The sequence below is a fragment of the Rhizocola hellebori genome, from assembly GCF_016862955.1.
Lineage (GTDB): Bacteria > Actinomycetota > Actinomycetes > Mycobacteriales > Micromonosporaceae > Rhizocola > Rhizocola hellebori.
The window spans coordinates 37,196-59,486 of the sequence record NZ_BONY01000009.1 but is presented as its reverse complement, the minus strand read 5'-3'; the positions used below and the strand labels follow the sequence as shown (position 1 = coordinate 59,486).

Here is a 22,291-nt window from a genome sequence, read left to right as displayed (position 1 = left end):
CGAGCACACCCCGAAATGCAGAAGGCTTACTTCTGGTGGGCGATCTGGATCAGGTTGCCGCAGGTGTCGTCGAGCACGGCCGTGGTGACCGGGCCCATGTCCAGCGGCGGCTGGGTGAACGTCACGCCCAGCTTGGTGAGGCGCTCGTACTCGGCCTGCACGTCGTCGACGGCGAACGAGGTGAACGGGATGCCGTCGCCGACCAGGGCCGCCTTGTAGACCTTGGAAGCCGGGTGCTCATCGGGTTCCAGCAGCAGCTCGACGCCGTCGGGCGCGTCGGGCGAGACGACGGTCAGCCATCGGTGTTCGCCCACCGGCACCTCCGTCTTCTTCACGAAGCCGAGCACGTCGGTATAGAAGGCCAGCGCCTTGTCCTGGTTGTCGACGTAGACACTGGCGAGGTTGATTCTCATGGCTTCTCCTGCGGCTTGCGGATCCATCGCTCGGCGATCTGCTCGAGCGGGCTGGCGTCGAGGGTGTGGAATTTGTAGCGGCCCTCGCGGCGCGTGCGCACCAGGCCGGCGGCCTCCAGCACTTCCAAATGCTGCGAGATCGCCTGCCGCGAGGAGGTGAGCTGGTGCTTCATGGCCAGCCGGCCGCAGATCTCGAACAGCGTCTGGTCATCGCGCTCGGCCAGCTCGTCCAGGATCGTGCGTCTGGTCGGGTCGGCCAGCGCCTTGAAGACATCACCCACGCCACCCACTATAGGCAAGTAGCCACTTGCCTATCAACCCCGGGGCTCGTTGAGGATCCTCGCCTTCTGGGCCTCGTACTCGGCGTCGGTGAGCGCCCCCGCCTTGTGCAGCTGGTGCAGCTTTTCCATCAGTACCACCGGATCCTCCGGCGGCGTCTGCGCGTTGACCTCGCCGCCGATCTTCCTGGCGAGACTTTTGTCGCGCGCCGTGCCCAGCGCGAACGCGAGAATTGCCAGTATCAACACGACCGGGATGAGCATTTCCATAGCCGGTCAGCATAGGGCCGGTGGACAACATCCACCGGCCGGGCGTGGTCAGGCCAGCAGGCCGGCTAGGGTGTCTAGCCCGATCATGCCGCCGGAGACGACGCAGACCACGGTGTCGCCGGCGCCGAAGCGGCCGTCGCGTGCCGCGGCTAGGGCACACGCCACGCCAGTGGCGCCCGCTCCCTCGGCCAGGACCCGGTTGTGTTCCAGCAGGGTGCGCAACGCCGCCGCCACCTCGGCCACGGGTGCGACGAGCGCGTCGATGCCCAGCTCGACCGCGCGCTCATACATCGGCGCCAGCACGGTCTTGCTTCCTATTCCGTCCACAAACGACGGTTCAAAGTCGACGGTGACCGGTAGGCCCGCGGCCAGCGCGGCGTGCAAAGGCGCCGCGGTGGCGACCTCGGCGGCGAAAACCTTGGTAGCGGGCGACACCGACCGCAGCGCGGTGGCGATGCCACAGCTCAAACCGCCGCCGCCCCACGGCACCAGGACAGCCGACACGTCCGCAAGCTCCTCGGCGATCTCCAGGCCGATGGTGCCGTTGCCCGCCATCACCGCCGGGTCGTCGAAGGCGTGAATGAACACGCCGTCGACGCCTTCGGCGCGCCGGGTTTCGAACGCCTGCCACCAGTCGTCGGCGCTTACCTTCATGACGTGCGCGCCGAGGTGCTGGATGGCCGAAATCTTCGCCTCCGGCGCGGTCGGCGGCACCAGGACGGTGCACGGCACGCCCAGGCGGCGGGCGAACCAGGCCGCGTTCTTGCCCATGTTTCCCGCCGAGGCGGTGACTATCCCCTCGGCCAGCTCCTCGGGTTTCGCGTCGGCCAGCAACGCCGCGGCCCCGCGCAGCTTGAACGATCCGGTGGGTTGCAGGTTCTCCAGCTTCAAGAAGATCTGCGGGCCATCGACCGGCGCGTTGAGGGGTACCAGAGGAGTGCGCATGGCGATCCCGGCGATAGCGCCGCGGGCGGCCATGATCTGCTCGATCGTGGGAAGCACACCGACATCCTGTCAGAACGCGACCCGCGTGCCGACCCCCAGCCGCTCCGCCTGCGCGCAGACTTGCGCCGCCGCCGCCAGGTCCTCCACGGTCAGCCCCAGCGACTCGAAGACGGTCAGCTGCCCGGCCGAGGTGCGCCCGGCTGCCGTTCCCGCCAGCACCTCGCCCAGCTCGGCGACGATGTGATCGGCGTCGATGCCTGATTCCGCGGCGGCGATCAGAAAGTCACCGGATTCGTTGAGCGCCGACTCACGCCGGTCGGTGAACAGCCGTGCGGCAACCACCGTCGCGGTGTCGAGCTCACGCAGGCTGGGCAGGCACGCGCCGACCGCGTTGACGTGTGCGCCGGGGCTGAGCCAGTCGTGGCGCAGCACCGGTACGGGCGAGTTGGTCGCCGTGACCACGATGTCGGCGCCGTCGAGCGCGGCTTGGCAGTCCGTGCCGAACCGCACCGGCACTCTCAGCTGTGCGGCCAGACCTGCCTGCGCGTTCTGCCCGCGAACGCTGTCGCGGCCCACCAGCCGGACCTCGGTCAAGGCTCTGACTTGCGCGATGGCCCGCACGTGCGCCACGGCTTGCCCGCCTGTCCCGATGACGGCCAGCGTGGCGGCTTCTTCGCGGGCCAGGAGATCGGTGGCCACCGCCGACACGGCCGCGGTACGGATCGCGGTGATCGCGGAGGCATCGAGCACCGCCTTCGGCTCGCCGGTCGCCGCGTCGAGCACCATCACGACACCCTGATGGGGGTCTTTGCCCACGGCCGGGTTGCCGGGAAAGATGCCGAGGAACTTGATGCCCAGGCACGGTTGCGGCCCGCCCACATAGCCGGGCATGAGGCCGAGGAATCCGGGAAGGCCGGGCACCATCATCGTGGACCGCAACGGCTGGCGGGCGTCACCGGCGGCCAGGCTTCGCAGCGCGTCGCGCATGACCTCGATGCACTCCGTCATCGGCAACAACTGCGTGACTTCGTCGTGCCCAAGCACCAATAGCTGCATAACGGATGCTAGCTCGCATGCCCCGCGTTGCCCTAGGCCGGGGACGGCGGTAGGGCCTTTGGTCCCTAGACGGACAGGGACGATTGCTCTGCACCGGGCGCGGCCGACCAGGCGAAGATCGGGTGCACAGTTGTTGCGAGGAAGGCCTGAATCGATGCGAGTCACGTCCAATGGTGTCGCCCTGAGCACCGCGCCCTCTGCCATGCGCACGTCCCGTCTCGATGATCCGCAGGCGCTGCGGGAGAACTTTCGCCGGGACGGCTATGTGTTGCTGCGTCAGGTGTTGGACCGCGACACCGTGATCGGGCTGCGCGGCGCCTACTTCGGCATGTTCGATCCGTCGTACCTGGCGAAGGAAACCACGCCACAGCAAGGAATCTGGTCCGGCGAGGCGCCAGCCGGGCTGCCGCCGCACGGCCATCCCGGTCATCCCGCGCACGCTTTCGTGCGCTCGAAGGTGTTCGCCGACTTCGTGCAGGACCAAAGACTGCTCGCCGTGGCGCAGACGCTTTTCGATGGGGCCGAGACGATGCGGCTGCCGCGCCAGATCGTGCGGCATTTTCACCAGGGCCCGCGCGCCTCGCGCGCCCACACCGACTTCGACTACCTGGATCGCGGCTCGGATCAGGTCCTGACCATGTGGATCCCGATCGGTGACTGCCCGGTGCCAACCGGCGGCATCGCCTATCTGGAAGGCTCTCATCGCCTCCCGAAGGCGCAGCTGCAGCTGCTCAAGAACAGGCGCACCGATCGCCCCGACGACCCGCGGCCCATCAGCCACGACCTCGGCTGGACCCAGCAAGAGCTGGGCGGGCGCTGGCTGTGCGCCGACTTCGCCGCCGGCGATGTGGCCATCCACTCGCCGCACCTGGTGCATGCCACCTTCGACACCACGACCAGCTCGATGCGCATGTCGGCCGACATCCGGTTCGTTCCCATCGACGTCGAGCCCGATCCCCGTTGGCTGCGGCCATGGTCGGGCGACGACGGCAACTGACGCCCGGATATTGATCCTTACCAACGCCTGACTGGTATTCTCGTTGAGGAACCAGAACGCCGGTGTGGGAAGGGAAGTCCGACCATGCAGCAACGGACAAACCACGCGACAAGTGTTATGGAGACAGTGAAAGAGGTCGTCGATAGCACGGCGGCACAAAAGGTATTCGGCTCACCCATCAGCCAGGACGGCATAACCGTGGTGCCAGTCGCCAAAGTCAGTGGCGGCGGGGGAGGCGGCGGCGGTGTCGACGGGAAGGGCGAGAGCGGGGGAGAAGGCGGCGGGGTCGGCGTGTCCGCCAAGCCGCTGGGGGTCTTCGTCATCAAGGACGGAAAGGTCGGCTGGCGGCCCGCCATCGACATCAACAAAGTAATCATCGGTGGGCAGATCGTGGCGGTGGTCGCCCTCTTGGTCATCAGGGCTGTGCTCAAGGCTCGCGCCCGGCACGAAGACGAGTAAGGGTTTTCAGATCCAGTCCTTGCGCCGGAAGAGCACGAACAGCAAGCCCGACAGGGTCAGGATGACGATCGTCGAGGTCCAGAAACCTTGGGACTGCCCAAAACCGGGGTAGGGCAGGTTCTGGCCGTAGAAGCCGGTGATCGCGGTCGGCACGGCGATGATCGCCGCCCAGCTTGTCACCTGCTTCATGATGATGTTGACGTGGTTGGACCTGAGCGTGAGATGGGTTTCGAAGATGGTGCTCACCAGGTCGCGAAGCGACTCGGTCCACTCGGTGGCGCGAAGGACATGGTCGTAGACGTCCTGGAAATACGGCTGCAGCTGCGGATCGACCATGTGCAGGTCCCGGCGCAGCAAGCTGGTGACCACATCACGCATCGGCAGGACAACCCGGCGCAGCACGACCAGAGACTTTCGCAGCTGGAAGGTGCGCCTTTGCAACGCCTTGTCCTTGGACGCCTCATCGAAAAGCTGGTCCTCCAATGCTTCGATCTGCCCATCCAAAGACTGCACCGCATCGAAATGTGAATCGACGACGTAATCGAGCAGCCCGTAGAGCATGAACCCGACGCCGTACTTGGCCAGCTCCGGCGACTCGTCCCAATTGGCCACCACCTGGCCGATGTCGAAGTCTTCGCTTTTGCGCACGGTGACCAGAGCGTTTCCGGTGACGAAGGCGGCGACCTCCTGTTTGGACAAGGCGCCCGAGGCTTCATCGAGCTTCACGCTGTAGGCGCTCAGAAACAGGTGCGAGCCGTACCGGTCCAGCTTCGGCCGCTCGTGCTCAAGCACCGCGTCTTCGATCGCCAGGTCATGCAGCCCAAGCTCTTCGCTGATAACCGAGAGATCCTCGCGGGACGGCGCGCACAGATCCAGCCACACCACGGCCGCGTCGTCGGCCAGATGCTCGGAGATGTCCGCCACGGGAAAGTCCTCGGCCTGCAATGTTCCGTGGCGGTACAGGCGCGTACGTGGTGGCATGACATCACCCTAAACCCGGTGGTTCAGGCGGACAGGTCCTTGTCCTGCATCTCCCAGGCGTGGTCGAGGGTGTGGAAGGCCGTATGCCGGATGAGGAACGGCAGCGTCCACGATTTCATGCGCTTGAACTCCCCGGCGTTGTAGGCGCGCATCGCCGCGACATAGTCCTCGCGATAGCTTGGCAGCTCATCCGAGCTCAGCGCCGGCCCTTCCGGGATGAGCAAGCCGACCTGCCTGGCGAAGCCCTGGCTCTCGACGCGGATGGTGTGGCCGATGATGGTGTCGCGGTCGCGTCCTCCGCCGCGTGGGCCTTTGCGCATTATCGGCGAGACCCGCGCCGCGATGTCGTCGAAGAACGCCCAGCACGCCCGCAACAGGGTGATCCCGCGCTCCAGCTCGGCCTGGCCCATCGGATCCTGCTCGGTGGCGGCAGGCGAGAAGGAGATGCCCCAGAAGTCGGTCGAACCGGTCCCGACCGCCTCCTCGACGATGTCCAGCGGCCCGGCGGCGCCGAACTCGCGCGCCATTCCGGCCAGAGCAGCTATCGGCTGGTAGCGCTGCCGATAGGACTCCAGCGTTTCCACGGCAAGCTCGGCGCTGCGCGCGCCGCGGCTCCACCCCGGCCAGTCGAGGCTGAACGCCACCGACTTCTTGTCTTTCGGGCCGCGTTGCACGACTGTGCGCACGGCAACAGCGGCCTTCCTCTTGCCCGTTTGCCGGCGCACCGCCGGTTCGGCTTGGGTCATGGGAGGAGGGTAGAGGGGTCTGCGGACGGAATGCGTCCGGATTGACGGCTGTCCGATAACGACTTGCGGCTATGACTCCGGCGGTGGGTGATCTCTGACCCAGTTCGTGCTTTGCTCATAGGCCTTGGCCAGGTGCAGCACCTCAGCGTCGGCCCCGGGCCGGCCGATGAGCTGGATCCCGGCCGGCAGCCCGCGTGCGTCGAACCCGGCCGGCATGCCCAGCACCGGAAGGCCGGTCATCGACCAGGGCGCCACCGTTTCCATCCACCGGTGATAGCTGTCCATCGGGCGGCCGTCGATCTCGCGGGGCCACGTCGTCGTGATCGGGAACGGGAAGACCTGCGCGCTGGGCGCGACGACGAAGTCATAGCTGTCCAGGAAGCGCAGCACCGCCTCGTACCATTCGATGCGCTGCAACTCCGCCCGCGCCACGTCCAATGCGGTCAGCCGCAGCCCGTGCTCGGTCTCCCAGATGATCTCTGGTTTCAGCTCTGCCCGCGTTGCCGGGTCGGAGTAAAGGTCATGCCATTTCAGTGAGGTCCACCAGCGCCAGGTCAGCACGGTGTCCCAGATCCGTTCGGGAGGATAGCCGGGGACGGCCTCATGCACCTGAGCGCCCAGATCCTCGAAGACCCGCAACGCTTTTCGGCACACCTCCAGCAGGCCCGCTTCACATGCCAGGTACCCGCCGAAGTCACCGACCCAGGCGATGCGCACCCCACGCCAATCCCGGCGCTTGCCATCGCGCGGCCTGAACGCACCCGCGGCGAAACTGAGCGGGGCGCTGTCGTGCGGCCCGGCCAGCACGCCCAGCAGCGCCGCCACGTCGTCCACGGTGCGCCCCATCGGCCCCACCACCGACGGGTGTGCCACGAACCCAGGCGTGGGCACGCGGCCGTAGGACGGCCGGAATCCGAGCACATGGCAGAACGCGGCCGGGTTGCGCAGCGAGCCGAGATAGTCGCTGCCGTCGGCGACCGGCACCAACCGCAGGGCCAGCGCGGCGGCGGCTCCACCGCTGCTGCCGCCCGCCGTGCGGGTGGTGTCGTAGGGCGTGGCGGTCGCCCCGTACACGCGGTTGTAGGTCTGCGAACCGAGGCCGAACTCGGGAACGTTGGTCTTACCCACGACTATGGCGCCCGCGTCCTTGAGCCGCCGCACGAAAACGTCGTCGGCCTCGGCGACCCGCCGCGCATAGATCGGCGAGCCTTCCGTCCACAACAGACCTTCGGCCGCGGCCAAATCCTTCACCGCAAACGGCAATCCGTGCAGCCAGCCCAGGTACTGCCCACGCGCCAGCTGCTCGTCGCGCGCCGACGCCTCGCGCAGCAACACCTCCGGCTCGCGCAGCGCCACGATGGCATTGACACGTGGATTGAGCGCCTCGATGCGTTCCAGATACGCACGCATCACCTCGACGCAGGACACCTCCCGGCGACGGATCTGCTCCGATAGGTCGACGGCGCTAAACCAGGGCACGCCATGCAGAATATGCGCTCAGCCAGCCGGACGCGCAGCCTTGGCCGCCTCAACCTGATCGATGCGGTCGAGTGCCCACAGCGCCCAGTCGTGCATCGTCTGGAAGGAACGCAGGCCGTATTCGGCGACCAGGCGGCCCAGCGCGAGTTCGGTGCCCGGCGGGGCCGTGGCTTCGGCCCTGTCCAGCGACTCGCGCAGTGTGGCCAGCTCCCGGGCGCTCTCCTGCGCCACCGGGCGCAGCACGGCCCGCGCGTCTTCGGGGTCCAATGTGGACAACAGGAACAGGCGCAGCACGAACTCGTGGCGCACCACGAACACGTCCGGCGGGTTGAGCATCCAGCTGCGCAGCTCGGTGCGGCCCTGCTCGGTGATGGCGTAGGTGCGCCGTCCCCGGGCACCCTCGGCGATCACCTCGACCAGGCCATCGGCGGCCAGCTTGCCCAGCTCCGGGTAGATCTGGCTGTGCTGGGCGTGCCAGGCATAGCGCTGCAGCGCACGTTCGAACTTCCTGGTCAGGTCGTACCCGCTGGCCGGCTCGTCGGCGAGCAGACCCAGCAGGGCATAGCGCAATGACATCGATGGCCTTCCGGTCGGTCCGGCTCGGACAGTCTACATGTACTCCTTGACATGTTGAATCAGACATGTCATTTTTTGAGTACGAGGCAAGGCTCGGCCTAATCCATGGAAGAGGAGAAGATCATGATTGGTGTCGTCCTCGGTGGCGCAGCAGGCGTTATCGCGCTCGCCGCTGCCGCCGCCTTGGCCTACCGAAGGCTGCGCCAGCACCGCGTCGCACGCACGCTCGCCATCGACACCCCCGCAGGCATCGCCGAAGGTCGTTATCTGCGAGCCGGCGGCATCGACCAGTGGATCCAGATCCGCGGCGCCGACCGGGCCAACCCGATCCTGCTGATCCTCGCCGGCGCGGGCCTGCCGATGGAGCCGTTCACGCCAACCCTGCGCATCTGGGAAAAATACTTCACCGTCGTGCTATGGGATCGCCGCGACGTCGGGCGCACCCGCGGCCGCAATGGCAAGGCCGGCAACGACACCTGGACGTTCAGCCTGCTCGCCGACGACGGCATCGAGGTCATCGAATGGGTGTGCCGCCACCTGCACCACGACAAAGTCATCCTCGCCGGGCACTCGCAGGGCAGCATCGTCGGCCTCACCATCGCCGCGCGCCGCCCCGACCTGCTGCACGCCTACGTCGGCATCGCCCAGATCACCGACATGGCCCGCAACGAACAGCTGACCCATCAGCTGGCCCTGGACCGGGCCCGCGCAGTGGGCAACCGCAAAGCCGCCGCCGCCCTCGAACGCGCCGCGCCGCCCTACCGCGACGTGCGCAGCTGGATCACCAAGCAGCGCTGGAGTTTCGCCACCGACAGCGGGATGCGCGCCTGGCAGCAGACCGGTATCCCCGCGGTGCTGTGCTGGCCCGGCTACACCCTCGCCGACGTCTACCGCAGAGTCTTCGGAGTGCTGGCCCTGCCACCGGGCCTGTTCGCCGGGACCATTTCCTGCACCCCGCAAACGCTAGGCACCCGATTCGAGGTGCCGATCTTCCTGCTGCACGGCGACACCGACATTCACGTCCTGCCCGCTCTGGCCGAGCAATACGTCGCCACCATCGACGCCCCGGTCAAACAATTCGTGCGCCTGCCCAACACCGGCCACCTGGCCATGCTCAGCCACCCCGACCTGTTCCTGTCGGAACTGCTCACCCGGGTCCGCCCGCTCACGGCCACACCACCCGCCACAAGCTAAGCGCCGCAACGCCCTTCGGCGCCAGGCCTCAGGCGGCTGCGTTCTTTCTAGTGGTCGAGGATGCATGGGGCGCCGCACCGCCATCGCTCAGTGTGCCGGGCCGAGGTGGCTGCGTTCTCCCTCGTGGTCGAGGATGCACAGGATGTCGGCCGGGCCGCCGTAGGCGCCGAAGGCGTGCGGGATCATGGTGGAGAACTCGGCCGCCTCGTTGGTGGCGACCAGGATCGTGCGCTCGCCCAGGCGCAGCTCGATCGTGCCGGACAGCACGCTGAACCAGTCGCGTCCCGGATGCACCCGCAGGTCTTCGGGCACCTTGCGGGTGACCCGCATCTTGGAGACGGTCTTGTTGCTGTCGCGCGACAGCAGCCACGTGGTGATGCCGTGCTCCTCGTTGCGGTGCGGGCGGATCACCACATCGTCATGGCTGTCGGACTCGACCAGCTGGTCGAGCGTCGTGCCCAGCGCGCGGGCGATCGCGGTCATCTGGTCCAGGGCGATGCGCCGGTGGCCGGTCTCGATCCGGCTGAGCGTTGAGGGGCTGATCAGGCAACGGCCGGCCAGCTCGTCGAGTGACCAGCCACGGGCCACGCGCAGACCGCGGATCCGCTGCCGAACCCGAGCCTCCAAAACCTGGTCTTGCTTCATACGCAAGAGCATATGCCGCAGCGGCAATGCTCGGCTACCGTTGTGGCATGGCACATGATCACATGATTGAGCTGCTCGATCTCGACGCCGAGGTCCTGCAGGACTATTTCCGCGACCTGATCAGCTGGGTCGGCCGTGAGGCCGCCGGCCGGCCCCACGTGGTCGACCTCGGGGCCGGCAGCGGCACCGGCTCCCTTGCGCTGGCCCGGGAACTTCCGGGCGCGACGGTCACCGCGGTCGACCTTTCCCCGCAGATGCTCGCCCATCTGAGCAGCCGCGCCGAGTCGGCCGGTCTGGGCGACCGCATCCACACCGTCGAGGCCGACCTCGACCAGCCCTGGCCCGACTTCGGGCCCACCGACATGATCTGGGCGTCCGCTTCGATGCACCACATGGCCGATCCCGCCAAGGCGCTTGACTCGGCCTTCGCCGCGTTGCGGCCGGGCGGGGCGCTCGTGATCGCCGAACTTGACTCGTTTCCGCGCTTTCTCACCGGTACCCCCGATGAAGAAATGGAATTGCGCCTTCACGCCGAAATGGCGAAACGCCGCCACGAGGCCGGATTGCACATGCACGAGAACTGGGGCGACCGGATGAGCCAGGCCGGATTCACCTCGGTAACCCAGCGGCATTTCGACATCGAGCTGCGGCCGCCACTTCCCTTGTCCGCCAAGCGATATGCCGCGCTCTCCCTGGGCCGGATGCGCCACGGTCTGGAAGGCAGGCTGCCCTCGGCCGACCTTGTCGCGCTGGAGGAGATCGCCGGTGGGCTCGCCGGTCGCGACGACCTCAGCGTTCGCACCGAGCGGACGGTCTGGCTGGCTCGCCGCTGACAGGGCTCATCGCGCGGGTCGCCTTGCCGAGCGAACAGTTGGCTAGCCTGGTGCTGACCGCGCCCACCGCGTGGTCGCCTTGTGCGCGATTGACATCTCCACGATCGTGTAGGCCTGCGCCGGGGTGATCGCGCCGACCAGCAGCGGGCCTTGCAGGCCACTGATCACGGCGTAGAGCGCGATGGCCGCGTCACGGTCGAAGGCTCGCATGAAAAACCCATGCGCCGCTTGGTAAGCCGAGCGCATGATCTCGGTGGCGGCGGGTTGCGTCGCGCTGTAGGCGAGCAGAGCGAGGGTGGCGGCGCAGGTGAGGCGCCGCTCGTCATCGAGGGGCAGCATCTCGTCGATGATCACCCGCAGGCCTAATGCCTCATCGGTGGGGTCGGACGCCTGAGCCATTCGGGCCTGGACCCGCGCGGTGAAGCGGGCGTTGACCTGATGCAGCACGAACCGCAGCAGCTCGTCCTTGGTGGCGAAACATCGTTGCACCGCACCGGCTGAGACCCCGGCCTCGGCGGCGACCGTGCGCACCGAGGCGGCTTCGATGCCCCGGGTGCCGATGATCTGGATCGCGGTTTCCGCGATGAGCCGTCGCCGGGCTTCCTGGTCTACGATTTTCGGCATGCGTATATGATACGTTCGTATCGGAAAAAGGAGGTGCGCATGGCAGCGGACACGACGGTCAAGATGGCCCGCAACGGCGACGTGGAAATCGCTTACGAGACGTTCGGTGAGCCAGGCGGCGAACCATTGCTGCTGATCATGGGGCTCGGGCACCAGATGCTGCTGTGGCCCGACGGCTTTTGCCAGGCGCTGGCCGAGGCCGGATTTCACGTGGCCCGGTTCGACAATCGCGATTCTGGCCTGTCCACCTACTTCGACACTCCCGACGACCAGAAGTGGTGGCAGGCCCTGCTTGGCGGTGGCAAGCCGCCGTACAGCTCGGACGCGTTCGTCGACGATGCGCTCGCCGTGATGGACACGCTCGGGTGGGAGTCGGCACACGTCGCCGGCGCTTCGATGGGCAGCGCCATCGGCCAGATGATCGCGGTGCGCCGCCCCGAGCGGGTGCGCAGCCTCACCGCGGTCATGAGCATGCCCGCGGCGAGCACGCTGACCGCGTTGCGGCACATCAGGTTCGGCACCATCCTGCGGATGGGACGGGTCCGGCACAGCGCCGACCGGGCCGGCCAGGAGCAGCGGATCGTCGACATCATCCGGATGCTCGCCTCACCGCACGGAACCTTCGACGAGGCCTGGGCCCGCGACGTCGCCCGGCGCGGCTACGACCGGCGGCCCTTCGACCCCAAAGCCGAGCGGCGTCAGCTCGCCGCCGGGCGGGGCAACCGGGGCGAGCTCGACCTGAGCCAGATCAAGGCGCCCACGCTGATCGTGTACGGCCAGGACGATCCGATCGTGCGATCCAGCGGGTCGAAAGCGTTGGCGCGGGCCATTCCCGGCTCGACCATCATCGGGTACCCCAAGATGGGCCACGACTTGTCCAAGCACGTCTGGCCGGACCTGGTCGAGCGGATGTCCACCGCAAAGGCCTGAAGGATTGTCAGTAGCGGATTTGCGTATTTCTACCGATGTCCCCGCCATCTCCCCGGCCTAGCGTTTGGGCGACAACGTCATCCAGACGCGCCCGGCCATCCGCTGCTGGGCCGGAAAGGCACGGCCCCCGTGAGTCGTATTTCAGCCCGGCGCCGCGTTGTGCCCCTCCTCGGCAGCGTGTTGATCGCGTCCGTCACCGTTTGCGGCGCGGCACCGGCCCGGGCCACCTCATTCACGCCCGACAGAGCCGACTTGGCCGCCAGCTGGCTTGCCCGGCAGATGACCGACGGGCAACGGTTCGAGGACGAATTCGGCGGAGTCGTCTTTCCCAATCAGAGTCTGACCGTCGACGCGGTCTTCGCCTTCGCCACCGCCAAGACGGCCGGCGACTATGGCGCACGCGCGATGGCTTGGCTGGCGCGTCCCGAGATCCTGAGCGGGTACGCCGGTGACGGTACCTTCACGTCCTACGCGGGAACCACCGCCAAGCTCGCTCTCGCGGCACAGGTCCGCGGCATTGACCCGGCTTCGTTCGGCGGGGTCGACCTGATCGGCCGGCTGCGGGAGCTGCAGCAGCCCTCCGGGCGGTTCTCCGACCGATCGCCGTTCGGCGAATTCAGCAACATCTTCACGCAGTCGTTCGCCCTGCTCGCCCTGGACCGCACCGCGGCAGGCGCGCCCCCGGCCGCGTCCTCGTTCCTGGTCGCCGCGCGCTGCGCCGACGGCGGGTACCCGTTGCTGTTCGGCCAGCCGACATGCGTCAGCGAGGTCGACACCACCGCGATGGCGGTGCAGGCCCTCATCGCCGTGGGCCGGCACTCCGACGCGGCCGTGAGCCTTCGGTGGCTGGTGTCCGTGCAGCACGCCGACGGCGGCTTCGGCAACTACTCCGGCGTGGGCAACGCCACCAGCACAGGGCTTGCCGGACAGGCGCTGCGTGCCGGGGGCCGGATCGGCGCCGCGATCAAGGCAAGGTCATTCCTGATCGGACTCCAGGGCGGGCGCGCCGCCGACCCGGGCTGGCGCGGCGCGATCCCGAACACCGCAGGCTTTTTCGACCCGTTCACCACTGCGCGGGCTACCGCATTGGCGATCCTCGGCCTGGCCGGATTCGGCTTCCCCTACCTGACCGCGCACGGATGAAGGCCGTTATGGTTTAGGTCGTGTCCAGGGTGTTGGTGACGGGGATGTCGGGCGCTGGCAAGTCCACGGTCCTTGATGAGCTTCGCGGCCGGGGCTTCCACGCGATCGATACCGACTACGACGGCTGGGTGCTCGCGGACGGCACCTGGGATGAACCGCGCATGCAGCGGCTACTGTCCGGTCACCAAGACGTCGTCGTCTCCGGGACAGTGGAGAACCAGGTTCGCTTCTACGACCGCTTCGACCACGTGGTTCTGCTTAGCGCGCCGCTGGGCGTGTTGCTGCGGCGTGTGACAGAGCGGACGAACAATCCCTATGGCAAAACCTCGGCTGACCGAGACCAGATTGCGGGATACGTCCAGACTGTCGAGCCGCTCCTGAGACGAGGGGCGACTGTCGAACTCGACGGGCGGCTCCCGGTCACCGAGCTCGCCGATGCCATCCAGCGTCTGATATACGCGAAACGTGATGGCGCGGTTGGTGATTCCAAGTCAGCCGACGTTGCGTAGCCGGGTCTCAAGCTCGGCGATGTCGTCCATGGTTTCTTCCAGCCGGTCCCGCAACGCATCGATGAGCTTGCTCTCGGCTTCGATCGCCTCTGCTCTGCTCTCGGTGAGCTCCCACGGATCGTTGCGTGAGGACTCCTGCCGCGCCATCATGTCCGACAGCCTGACTTTGGCCTCGTAGATCCGGTGATCCAGCTCGTCGGCCTCATCGCGCAGGTCGTACATCTCGTCCACGAGGCGCCTGGCGGCCTCGCGCCGGCTTTCCTCCGCAGCGTCCTCGATCGCCTGGTAGACCTGTCCCGCGGCTTGGGTGAACCGTTCGTAAAGCCCCTGTTCGTGCTCCTGTCCGGCGTATCCGGAGGAGTTCCACGCGGTCACCAGCTGCTGTAGCCCCTCCTCGGCAGTCTGGAAGTCGGGACTGTGGAGCAAATCCAGCGTCTGCTTGATCAGGGTTTCCTTGTGCTGATAGATCGCGCGCTTCTCTTCCTCGCGCCGCCGCCGCTCCTCCTCACGCCGCTGCAGCTCCTGCTCGATCGCCGCTATCACCTGCGCCTGGGTCTGCTGCATGGACGTCCAGAGCCGTTGCTCGTCAAGCGGAGGGACGGCGGTGGCGGACTTCCATCGGGTCTCCAGCTCGCTGAACTTCTGCTTCACCTCGTTCAGATCGGTCGATTTGATCAGTGCGGCTGCTTCGTGTACCAAAGATTCCTTGGCATGTAAGGCTTCTTCGGTCTTTCGGCGCTGATCGGCGAAGTGGGCGGCGCGAGCGCGGGCGAACCGGCCCCATGCCTGCTTCAGCCTTTCGACGAGTTGAGCTTCCTCGGCGCTGCCCAATGGCCGGGTCTTGCGCCATTCCTCATCAAGCCGCTGGAAGACCAACTCGGTGCTCACCCACTCGACGGAGTGGGAGATCCGCTCGGCCTCATCGACGATCCGCAGTTTCTGCTGCCGGGTTTCGGCCTGGCTGCGACCCTGTGCTTTCGGGGTGTTCCCTGCCGCATAGAACCCTTGGTGGGCAGCCCGGAACTGCTTCCACAGCTCATCTTCCACGGCATCTGACCCGCTGCGCCCGATCGCCGCCCACTGTTCCTGGACGGCGAGCATGCGCTCGGAGGCGGTCTGAAAGTCGGTGGACAACATGGCCGTCAGCGATTTCACCTCAGCGATGAGCGCGGCCTTGTGCGCCCATGCCTGTTCGGCCTGCGACGCCCTACTTTCCATCCCTCATCGCAACCTCCCCAGAATGAGCTGGCAAAACTCGCCAACAGCGTAGTCGGCGCGCACGGTTTGGCAGCTCAACCGAGAAGGCAGTTCCTGTGCCGGGACAGCGGATTTCTGAGGTTCTGGGGCATGTCCTCATTCGGCAGGTACCGGCTCGGGCCGGGCCGTGAAGAAACGGACGATGTCGTCAGCCGCGGTGGGGGACAGCATCATCGCCTGGACCCGTGCGGACATCTCGGCGATCGGGTGGATCCTGGCGAACATCGCCTCTTCGTATTTCCGGATCGCCGAGTCGGGGTCGGCGGGGCTGGCGGCGAGTTCGGCGGCAAGCTCGGCGGCGTCGAGCATGGCTTGATTGGCGCCCTCGCCGACCGGCGGCATGAGGTGTGCGGCGTCGCCGATCAGGGTGATCCCAGGCTGGTGAGCCCAGCATGTATCGATGGGCATCGCTTCGATCCGGCGCGGCGTCGGCGCGCTGTCACCGGCTTCGATGAGTGCGGTGAGGCTCGGGTCCCATCCGTCGAACATGTCCAGCAGGGCGCGTTTACTACGGTATGTGTCGATGGCACGATCTTCTGCGCGAACGGAGATCCCGACTTTTATGCTGCCGTCGCCGAGGCGTTGCGCTGCCAGGATCTGGTTCACGCCTATGCACCACAGGTTCCCGGGCCCGACCAGCTCGGCGAGATCCGGGTGGCGCCGGTCGGCGTCGCTGATGCTCAGCTCCACCAAGGTGGCCACATAGGACAGTTTCGCGTCGGTCAGCAGCGGCCGGACGGCCGAGCGGGCGCCGTCCGCGCCGACGAGGATGTCGCAATCGGCGCTGCGGCCATCCTGAAACGTCAGCCCGAAACGCCTGTCAGCTATTCGCGTCGCCGCCACTATCCGGTGCTGCCAAGCGACGGTGTCGCGAGGCAGCGAGTCGAGCAGGAGATCACGCAATGCTCGCCGATCGATCTCTGGACGTCCCGAGAATGAGCCGGGATCCGGCCGATGGTGTACGAGGGTGCGTGCGGCCGGGTCGAGGATGCGGTGTTCCTCTCCCTCGGGCCGCGCCTCAGACCGGAATCGGCCGGTCAGACCCGCATCGGCCAGGGCCTGTTGCCCGGACTCCGGGTGCAGGTCGAGCGTTCCGCCCTGCGCACGTGCGGATCGGGTTGCCTCCCGCTCGTACACCACGGTGGCGATGCCATGCCGGTGCAGGATTCGTGCCAGGGTCAGGCCGCCGAGGCCGCCACCGGCGATCGCGATTCGCATCTTCATCATCCTTACCGTACGCTGTATTTCATGGATACATCGCACGGTAGCGAATCGTTGCCGGTTTGGGAACGGCCTGAACCTCAGCCGCGAGCGGCGCCGGTGCCGTTGAGCCGTGCGAAGATCGCCGCTGCGGCGATCCGGATTGCCGACGCGCACGGCCTTGACGGGCTGTCGGTTCGCAAGATCGCCGGTGAGCTCGGGGTCGGCCCGATGCGGCTCTACGACTACGTGATCAACATATCCGAACTGCTCGATCTGATGGTCGATGCCGTCTATGCCCAGATCGCCGAGGCCGCACCGCACTCGGAATGGCGCGCCACCTTGCTGGCCATCGTTCACCGGACTCGCGACGCCGCCCTTGCCCATGAATGGTTCTCCGACCTGCTCGGCGGCCGGCCACACTTGGGACCGCACGCCCTCGCCGTCGGTGAATCGACCGCGGCGGCGCTGAGCCAGGCCCCCGGCGTGCGCAATATCGACGACCTCCAGCGGGCTTTGGGCGCCCTCAACGCTTTCCTCATCGGGGCTCTCCGCACGGAGGTCACCGAACGACGCACCGCTCGTTCCACCGGCGCTGACGTGACCGCCTGGCAGGCGAGTCGCGGACCCTACCTGACGCGCATGCTCGAAACGGGCCGCTATCCCACGGTCGCCCGGCTCGTCATCGATGGGGCCCACCTCGACGCCGCGGAAACCTTCAACCACAACCTGACCACCCTGTTGGACGGCATCACCGGCCGTGTTAAAGATTCTTGACACCATGTTGAGATTGTTTTACCTTGGCGATGTCAAGTTTTCTGTACATGGGAGCCGGACATGTCCTCCGAGGAGAAGCGCACCTGGATCTCTGCCGTGGTCGGCGCCGTCGTCTCGGTCACCTACCTGGTAATCATTCTGTCCAAAGTGGCGGGGGCGGACGTGGCGACCATCGCCTACGTGGGGCCGATGCTCACCTCGATCGGCGTCGGGATCGGCGCGGCTATCGTCCTGGCCATCGTGGCCGCGATCGCCTCACCCAAAGACGCGGACCGAACCGACGAGCGCGACCGCGAAATCAACCGGCGCGGCGAGTACGTCGGGTTCTATGTCATGAGCATCGCCGCGATCGTGCCGCTCGTCCTGGCGATGGCGAAGGCCGAGCACTTCTGGATCGCCCACACGCTCTATCTGGCGTTCTTTCTAGCCGCGTTGGCCTCGTCGGTGGTCAAGATCGTCGCTTACCGGCGAGGCTGGTAGCTCATGGTCAAACCAACCAGGGTCACCAACTCGATCCGGGCGCTGCGCTTCGCCCACGGGGAGATGACCCAGGCGGAGCTGGCCGACCACATCGGAGTGACCCGCCAGACCATCATCGCCATCGAACAAGGCCGCTATTCGCCGTCATTGGAGATGGCCTTCCAGATAGCGCGAGTGTTCCGGGTGCCGCTCGACGACGTCTTCGGATACCCCGACGCCCAAGAGTAGACCCACCACATGCAAATCCCCTCAACGCCTAATCCGGATCGGGAAGGAGCCAACGATGCCCGCGCTTACCCGCACCGCCCGCATGACCGGCCTGTTCTACCTCGGCCTCGCCATCACCGGCCTGCTCGGCTACCTCATTGTCCGCCCACAGCTTTTCGCAGCAGGTGACCCCAACGCGACCCTGGCCAACCTGGTGGCGCACGAGTCGCTCGCCCGCGCTGGCGTCGCCTTCGAGCTGGGCATGGTCGTCACCCAAACCCTTACCGCCGCTTGGTTCTATCGCCTGTTCCGCACAGTAGATTCCTTTGCCTCCATCGGAATCGCCGCCTTCGGCCTCGTCAACGCGATCGTGGGCCTGGTGAGCGCGGCGATGCTTTCCACCGCAGTCGACATCGCAGGCGATCCGGTCGGCGACGCCGCGGCCAACGTCCAAGTTCTATATCTGGTCAGCGGCAACCTGTGGGGCGTGGGAGCATTGTTCTTCGGCCTGTGGCTCATCCCGATGGGCTGGTGCGTGCTGCGCTCGGGCTGGATGCCCCGCGCGCTGGGCTGGATCCTCGTCGGCGGCGGTGTCGGGTATGTGCTCAGCGCATTTCTCCTGTACCTCGTCCCCGAGGCACAAACCGTCGCCGAGGCCTTGACCTATCCCGCGTCCATCGGCGAATTCTGGATGGTCGGCTATCTTCTCGTCCGCGGCGTGCGCCAACAGGCACACGACCAAGCGCCGCCAGCCGTTCCCACGCCGACGCTGATCGCGAGCTGAAAACGGGTCCTTTCCCAACTGTCGTGATTGGATTGTGGCCAGGCTCGGCTCTGGTGGTCGCTAGAAGTCGCGCCAGGGAAGCAGAACCGAGGCGCACAGCAGGATCAACGCCAGGACGATCAGCGCGGTCTGCGCGCTGGTGGCCGCCGCCAGCAGGCCGGCCCCGGCGATGAACACCGGCTGTGCGATCTTGGTGCCCATCGACCAGGCCATCGTCATCCGGGCCATATGCCGGTCGTCGGTGGCGTTCATCCGGTAGGTGGCGAACAACGGGTTGAACAGCCCCACGAAGAAAAGCAAAAGCAGCTCGGAAGCGGTGATTAGCAACAGACCGCCGGTCGTGGCCGAGGCGAACGGGATCAGGCCGAGCCAAAGGTTGCGGCCCACGCCCGCGAAAAGGAGGACCTGACGCTGGCTGAAGCGGCGCAGGGCAGGCTTCACCAGAAGCGATCCGGCGATCCCGGCCACCCCGGCGGCGCCGAAAACCAAGCCGTACTGCCACGGCGGAAAGCCTCTGTCCCGCAACATGAACAGGGTGATCAGCGGCGACGCGGCCATGATGCAGCCACCGAAGACCAGCGAGTTCCAAAACAGCGCCGCCAACCCGCGATGCTGAAGCAGATAACGCCATCCTGCCAAGAATTCTGTGGCCCGGGCGCGATCGGCGGCGCGTGGTGGCGGCGTTGGCTCGGGCGATCGCAGCCGGCTGATGGCCAGCGCGGAAGCCAAATAGCTCGACGCGTTGACCACCATCGCCGCCGTCGTGCTCAACCACGAGATGAGCAGGCCGCCGACCGGAGGCCCGAAGGTGTTGGCTGTCCACACGGTGGTTTCGAAGCGGCTGTTGGCCTCGGCGCGATGTGCGGCCGGCACGAGCGCCTTGAGGTCGGCGATGCTGGCCGAGTTGAACGCCAGAACCGCCGCCATTTGTACGATCGCGACCGCGCACAGATGCCAGTACGTCAGCCAGCCGAGATGAGCAGCCAACGGAATCGATCCCACCGCAACAAAACGAATCAGATCCGCACCGATCATGACCGGTCGTTTGCGGTGGTACTCAATCCACTGCCCCAAAGGCAGCGCGAGAGCCACACTGACCACTGAGGACAGCACCGTCAACAACGAGACCTGAAAATCGGAGGCGTCCAGCAGCAGCACCGCGACGATCGGCAGCGCCGAATAGCCCACCGCGCCGCCGATCTCGCTGGACGCCTGCGCAAGCCACCGCCAGCGAAAGTCCCGACGCCAATCCGGGGCGTCAGACGGGTTGCTCCGCACCGGTTCGGGCTGAGTCGACGTGATGGCACCGGACGCAGACATCCGCAGAACGATGCCAGAGGAAGCCAGCCTGGGCAAGGACGCCGGTGCGGCTGGAATCTGCCGTGTCAGTGAAATGGCGCCCTCGAGTGGTGGGGCGGGATCTGGTTGATCTGGCTGATGATGTCGGCGCGTTCCTCGTCGGTGCCCTGGTAGGAGCGTGCCGCGGTAAGCATGGCGTCGCCCGCGCGGGTCAAAGCGTCACCTGTCTCGCGTAGGTAGTCACCCAGCCGCCGGGTCGCCTCGTTGAACTTCGGGAGCGACTTCGGGAAGAACGTGCCCATCGACCCGGGAACCGTGCACGCGTCGAGGGTGCGGACCGCCGAGTCGTACTCGTAGGCCGCGCCGGGCAGGTTGTAGTAGCCGGCTCGCGCGAGCAGCACGATCGAAGCCACGACCTGGTTGGGAGGTTTCCCATCGCCGTCGCGGATGTCGAGCGTCTTGTACGCGTCGGGCGTGAGGCCCGGCGAGGCAAGGCGCAGTTTGGGGCTGGCGAACGCCTGGTCGTCGCTCAGATCCTTGCCCAGACCGTCGGCCAAGGCGTCGTCCTGGAGGAACAACCATTCCCGCAGCGCCTTTATCGCGTACTCGGTGTCACTAATTATCTTGGGTGGATAGTCGTTGTAGTCGACCTGAAGATAGGGTTTCGTGCCTGACGTCTTGGCGAACGAATAGATTCCGCTGAGCAGCGAGGCCACACCGACGACCAACGCCGCCCCACCACTGAGAAACAGCCCGACCGCAGTCAGCGCTGTCGAAGTCGCGCCGGAGGCGGTCGCCCACGGCGCTGCCTTCGAGTCGTCGTTGAAGTCGAGATCGTTTTGAAGCTTCGGGTGGAACTTCAAGGCGGCGAGGCAACTTTCCGCGACGAACAATATGGCCTTCTTCGCGCGGTTGACGGCGAGGTGGTAGCTGGCGGCCGCGATCGATAGCTCTTTGAGATAGGCACCCTGCCAATCGGCCGCCTCGCCGAAGTTTTTGAGAAAGTTGTCGCGAAAGGCCTCGGCTGCCTTACTGTTCCACTGCTCCGCGTGGATCATCTCTCTGACGTCGTTCATGAAGTAGGCGTCGGCGGAGAAGATGCTCCAGAACGCGGTTCCGGGCATGGGAGACCCGCCGACGATCGGCTGCCCTGGGCCGGTCCTGGTCTTGTGATCGCCGGGCAGAGCCAGAGCCTCGACGTTCTTCGCGAAGTCATGCGCGTCAAGCAAAGCGAATTCACGGAATCTGGTGAGCAGGTCGTCGACCGACCCGAAGAACTCGTTGGCGATCTTGTTCCATTCGGCGGCGTGGCGCTGCCTGTACTCCAGTGGAACGTCGCTGATGGAATGTTCCCATCGCTTGTGCGCCTCGGGGGTGATCTGCCTGAGTATCGGTTCAAGTTCGTCAATCAGCGCCATGTGTTTCTCCCCGCTTCGTCCCCACACTCCCGCTTGACCATCACTACGAAGCCGGGGTGGGGCCGGTTCCCCAGGCGCGCAAGATTTTTCGCGCCTGGTTCCCCGTCGTCATGCGGCAGAGTTAGGAATGAACCCAAATGCACACCGGAGAGCTCGCGCCGTAGTCGCGCCACTGTCCATTGTTGTAGGCCCGAAATGCCGCGCAGAAGTACTGATTGTAACTCAGCGTTCTGTTGAAGAAGATCTCCCCGGTGCTGGGCGAAGTGCTACAAGGGAAGCCGGTGCACAGGTTGTACATGCTGATTGCCGGCGCGGTCTTCTGAGGCGACCAGGTGTTGGTCTGGGCGGTCCAATAGTGGAACTTGTATTCGAACGGGTCGGCTTCCCTTCCGGTGACCCAGTTGGAGGAATCCAGCACCCGGTCGGCCCTGACCCGTATGTGATCGATTCGAAGGCCGGCGCCCCAAACATCGACACTGATGTCGATGCCGTCGCGAGTATTGGTCTGCGAACTGCTCGCCCACGCGGCACTGGGTGTGACCAGAACGGTCGCGCAAGCTGTGGTCATGGCGGCAAGAATCGCCAGTGTTCGCTTGAACCGGGCTCGGTTCCGGGTTCTCCTGTTGCGGAGAAGTCTCATGTCAAGCTCCCGTTCCTGTGACTCAGACATGGATGAATTGATCTACCCGTTCCTATCTGCCGGTAGCCTAGGGGTGGCCGGTGCATTGGATTCCTAGCGAATTGTTAGCGGCAGCCGCCATCCAGCAGAGTTGGTATCAAGGCAGCGCGAA

27 protein-coding genes are annotated in these 22,291 nt (G+C 66.3%); 11 read left to right on the top strand and 16 right to left on the bottom strand.

Going from position 1 to position 22,291, the window contains the following annotated elements:
* Positions 1 to 26: 26 nt before the first annotated feature.
* The 5 genes from Rhe02_RS09030 to Rhe02_RS09010 are packed head-to-tail and all read right to left on the bottom strand — an operon-like array spanning position 27 to position 2,962.
* Positions 27 to 413, bottom strand: coding sequence for a VOC family protein (locus tag Rhe02_RS09030; RefSeq protein WP_203907651.1), 387 nt, complete (start codon positions 411 to 413; stop codon positions 27 to 29).
* Positions 410 to 694 (bottom strand): ArsR/SmtB family transcription factor, encoded by a 285-nt coding sequence (locus tag Rhe02_RS09025; protein ID WP_373320613.1) that lies wholly within the window; start codon positions 692 to 694, stop codon positions 410 to 412. The genes Rhe02_RS09030 and Rhe02_RS09025 overlap by 4 nt, the downstream gene beginning before the upstream one ends.
* A gap of 33 nt (positions 695 to 727) precedes the next feature.
* A complete protein-coding gene (locus Rhe02_RS09020; RefSeq protein ID WP_203907650.1) occupies positions 728 to 961 on the bottom strand; it encodes an SHOCT domain-containing protein in 234 nt (77 codons plus the stop codon).
* 48 nt (positions 962 to 1,009) lie between these two features.
* Complete coding sequence (locus tag Rhe02_RS09015; protein ID WP_203907649.1) at positions 1,010 to 1,963, bottom strand: pyridoxal-phosphate dependent enzyme; 954 nt, start codon at positions 1,961 to 1,963, stop codon at positions 1,010 to 1,012.
* A gap of 12 nt (positions 1,964 to 1,975) precedes the next feature.
* Positions 1,976 to 2,962, bottom strand: a complete 987-nt coding sequence (locus Rhe02_RS09010) for an ornithine cyclodeaminase family protein (RefSeq protein ID WP_203907648.1) — start codon at positions 2,960 to 2,962, stop codon at positions 1,976 to 1,978.
* Positions 2,963 to 3,116: 154 nt separating this feature from the next.
* Between Rhe02_RS09010 and Rhe02_RS09005 the strand changes: the two genes are divergently transcribed.
* The gene (locus Rhe02_RS09005; protein WP_203907647.1) at positions 3,117 to 3,959 is read left to right on the top strand and encodes a phytanoyl-CoA dioxygenase family protein; all 843 of its coding nucleotides are present in this window, start codon (positions 3,117 to 3,119) and stop codon (positions 3,957 to 3,959) included.
* Between the two features lie 117 nt (positions 3,960 to 4,076).
* On the top strand, positions 4,077 to 4,418 hold the full coding sequence (locus Rhe02_RS09000; protein WP_203907646.1) for a spore germination protein GerW family protein: 342 nt from the start codon (positions 4,077 to 4,079) through the stop codon (positions 4,416 to 4,418).
* A 6-nt stretch (positions 4,419 to 4,424) separates the two neighbouring features.
* Here the strand turns inward: Rhe02_RS09000 and Rhe02_RS08995 are convergent, their stop codons facing one another.
* From Rhe02_RS08995 to Rhe02_RS08980, 4 genes are all read right to left on the bottom strand, one after another.
* Positions 4,425 to 5,399, bottom strand: coding sequence for a magnesium transporter CorA family protein (locus tag Rhe02_RS08995; protein ID WP_203907645.1), 975 nt, complete (start codon positions 5,397 to 5,399; stop codon positions 4,425 to 4,427).
* A 23-nt stretch (positions 5,400 to 5,422) separates the two neighbouring features.
* A complete protein-coding gene (locus tag Rhe02_RS08990) occupies positions 5,423 to 6,145 on the bottom strand; it encodes a hypothetical protein (RefSeq protein WP_203907644.1) in 723 nt (240 codons plus the stop codon).
* Positions 6,146 to 6,214: 69 nt separating this feature from the next.
* Positions 6,215 to 7,624, bottom strand: a complete 1,410-nt coding sequence (locus Rhe02_RS08985) for an amidase (RefSeq protein WP_203907643.1) — start codon at positions 7,622 to 7,624, stop codon at positions 6,215 to 6,217.
* An 18-nt stretch (positions 7,625 to 7,642) separates the two neighbouring features.
* Complete coding sequence (locus Rhe02_RS08980; protein ID WP_203907642.1) at positions 7,643 to 8,200, bottom strand: PadR family transcriptional regulator; 558 nt, start codon at positions 8,198 to 8,200, stop codon at positions 7,643 to 7,645.
* A gap of 123 nt (positions 8,201 to 8,323) precedes the next feature.
* On the opposite strand from Rhe02_RS08980, the gene Rhe02_RS08975 reads away from it, so the two are divergent.
* Positions 8,324 to 9,394, top strand: coding sequence for an alpha/beta fold hydrolase (locus Rhe02_RS08975; RefSeq protein ID WP_203907641.1), 1,071 nt, complete (start codon positions 8,324 to 8,326; stop codon positions 9,392 to 9,394).
* 87 nt (positions 9,395 to 9,481) lie between these two features.
* On the opposite strand, the gene Rhe02_RS08970 is transcribed toward Rhe02_RS08975, so the two are convergent.
* Positions 9,482 to 10,039, bottom strand: a complete 558-nt coding sequence (locus tag Rhe02_RS08970; RefSeq protein WP_203907640.1) for a helix-turn-helix domain-containing protein — start codon at positions 10,037 to 10,039, stop codon at positions 9,482 to 9,484.
* Between the two features lie 47 nt (positions 10,040 to 10,086).
* Here Rhe02_RS08970 and Rhe02_RS08965 point away from each other — a divergent pair, with 47 nt between their 5' ends.
* Positions 10,087 to 10,872, top strand: a complete 786-nt coding sequence (locus Rhe02_RS08965) for a class I SAM-dependent methyltransferase (protein ID WP_203907639.1) — start codon at positions 10,087 to 10,089, stop codon at positions 10,870 to 10,872.
* A gap of 42 nt (positions 10,873 to 10,914) precedes the next feature.
* Here Rhe02_RS08965 and Rhe02_RS08960 read toward each other — a convergent pair whose 3' ends face one another.
* Positions 10,915 to 11,496 (bottom strand): TetR/AcrR family transcriptional regulator, encoded by a 582-nt coding sequence (locus Rhe02_RS08960; protein ID WP_203907638.1) that lies wholly within the window; start codon positions 11,494 to 11,496, stop codon positions 10,915 to 10,917.
* 39 nt (positions 11,497 to 11,535) lie between these two features.
* Here Rhe02_RS08960 and Rhe02_RS08955 point away from each other — a divergent pair, with 39 nt between their 5' ends.
* From Rhe02_RS08955 to Rhe02_RS08945, 3 genes are all read left to right on the top strand, one after another.
* Complete coding sequence (locus Rhe02_RS08955; RefSeq protein ID WP_203907637.1) at positions 11,536 to 12,426, top strand: alpha/beta fold hydrolase; 891 nt, start codon at positions 11,536 to 11,538, stop codon at positions 12,424 to 12,426.
* Between the two features lie 177 nt (positions 12,427 to 12,603).
* Positions 12,604 to 13,569 carry a prenyltransferase/squalene oxidase repeat-containing protein gene (locus Rhe02_RS08950; protein WP_239123586.1) on the top strand — a complete coding sequence of 322 codons (966 nt, stop codon included), beginning with the start codon at positions 12,604 to 12,606 and terminating at the stop codon, positions 13,567 to 13,569.
* Between the two features lie 20 nt (positions 13,570 to 13,589).
* Positions 13,590 to 14,078: an ATP-binding protein gene (locus Rhe02_RS08945; protein WP_239123584.1), complete on the top strand. Its 489-nt coding sequence runs from the start codon at positions 13,590 to 13,592 to the stop codon at positions 14,076 to 14,078.
* Here Rhe02_RS08945 and Rhe02_RS08940 read toward each other — a convergent pair.
* Entirely contained in the window at positions 14,061 to 15,296 is a 1,236-nt protein-coding gene (locus Rhe02_RS08940; protein WP_203907635.1) for a DUF349 domain-containing protein, read from the bottom strand. The two genes, Rhe02_RS08945 and Rhe02_RS08940, sit on opposite strands and share 18 nt — an antisense overlap.
* Positions 15,297 to 15,431: 135 nt before the next feature.
* On the bottom strand, positions 15,432 to 16,553 hold the full coding sequence (locus Rhe02_RS08935; RefSeq protein WP_203907634.1) for an FAD-dependent oxidoreductase: 1,122 nt from the start codon (positions 16,551 to 16,553) through the stop codon (positions 15,432 to 15,434).
* Between Rhe02_RS08935 and Rhe02_RS08930 the strand changes: the two genes are divergently transcribed.
* The 4 genes from Rhe02_RS08930 to Rhe02_RS08915 are packed head-to-tail and all read left to right on the top strand — an operon-like array spanning position 16,488 to position 18,783.
* The gene (locus Rhe02_RS08930) at positions 16,488 to 17,312 is read left to right on the top strand and encodes a TetR/AcrR family transcriptional regulator C-terminal domain-containing protein (RefSeq protein WP_239123583.1); all 825 of its coding nucleotides are present in this window, start codon (positions 16,488 to 16,490) and stop codon (positions 17,310 to 17,312) included. The two genes, Rhe02_RS08935 and Rhe02_RS08930, sit on opposite strands and share 66 nt — an antisense overlap.
* A gap of 60 nt (positions 17,313 to 17,372) precedes the next feature.
* The gene (locus Rhe02_RS08925) at positions 17,373 to 17,792 is read left to right on the top strand and encodes a hypothetical protein (RefSeq protein WP_203907633.1); all 420 of its coding nucleotides are present in this window, start codon (positions 17,373 to 17,375) and stop codon (positions 17,790 to 17,792) included.
* A 3-nt stretch (positions 17,793 to 17,795) separates the two neighbouring features.
* Entirely contained in the window at positions 17,796 to 18,020 is a 225-nt protein-coding gene (locus Rhe02_RS08920; protein ID WP_203907632.1) for a helix-turn-helix transcriptional regulator, read from the top strand.
* Positions 18,021 to 18,075: 55 nt separating this feature from the next.
* Positions 18,076 to 18,783, top strand: coding sequence for a DUF4386 domain-containing protein (locus Rhe02_RS08915; protein ID WP_203907631.1), 708 nt, complete (start codon positions 18,076 to 18,078; stop codon positions 18,781 to 18,783).
* A gap of 60 nt (positions 18,784 to 18,843) precedes the next feature.
* On the opposite strand, the gene Rhe02_RS08910 is transcribed toward Rhe02_RS08915, so the two are convergent.
* The 3 genes from Rhe02_RS08910 to Rhe02_RS08900 all read right to left on the bottom strand — a co-directional run bounded on the left by Rhe02_RS08910 (position 18,844) and on the right by Rhe02_RS08900 (position 22,068).
* The gene (locus tag Rhe02_RS08910) at positions 18,844 to 20,103 is read right to left on the bottom strand and encodes an MFS transporter (RefSeq protein ID WP_203907630.1); all 1,260 of its coding nucleotides are present in this window, start codon (positions 20,101 to 20,103) and stop codon (positions 18,844 to 18,846) included.
* A 65-nt stretch (positions 20,104 to 20,168) separates the two neighbouring features.
* Entirely contained in the window at positions 20,169 to 21,500 is a 1,332-nt protein-coding gene (locus Rhe02_RS08905) for a hypothetical protein (protein WP_203907629.1), read from the bottom strand.
* Between the two features lie 121 nt (positions 21,501 to 21,621).
* Positions 21,622 to 22,068: a hypothetical protein gene (locus Rhe02_RS08900; RefSeq protein WP_203907628.1), complete on the bottom strand. Its 447-nt coding sequence runs from the start codon at positions 22,066 to 22,068 to the stop codon at positions 21,622 to 21,624.
* Positions 22,069 to 22,291: the final 223 nt, after the last annotated feature.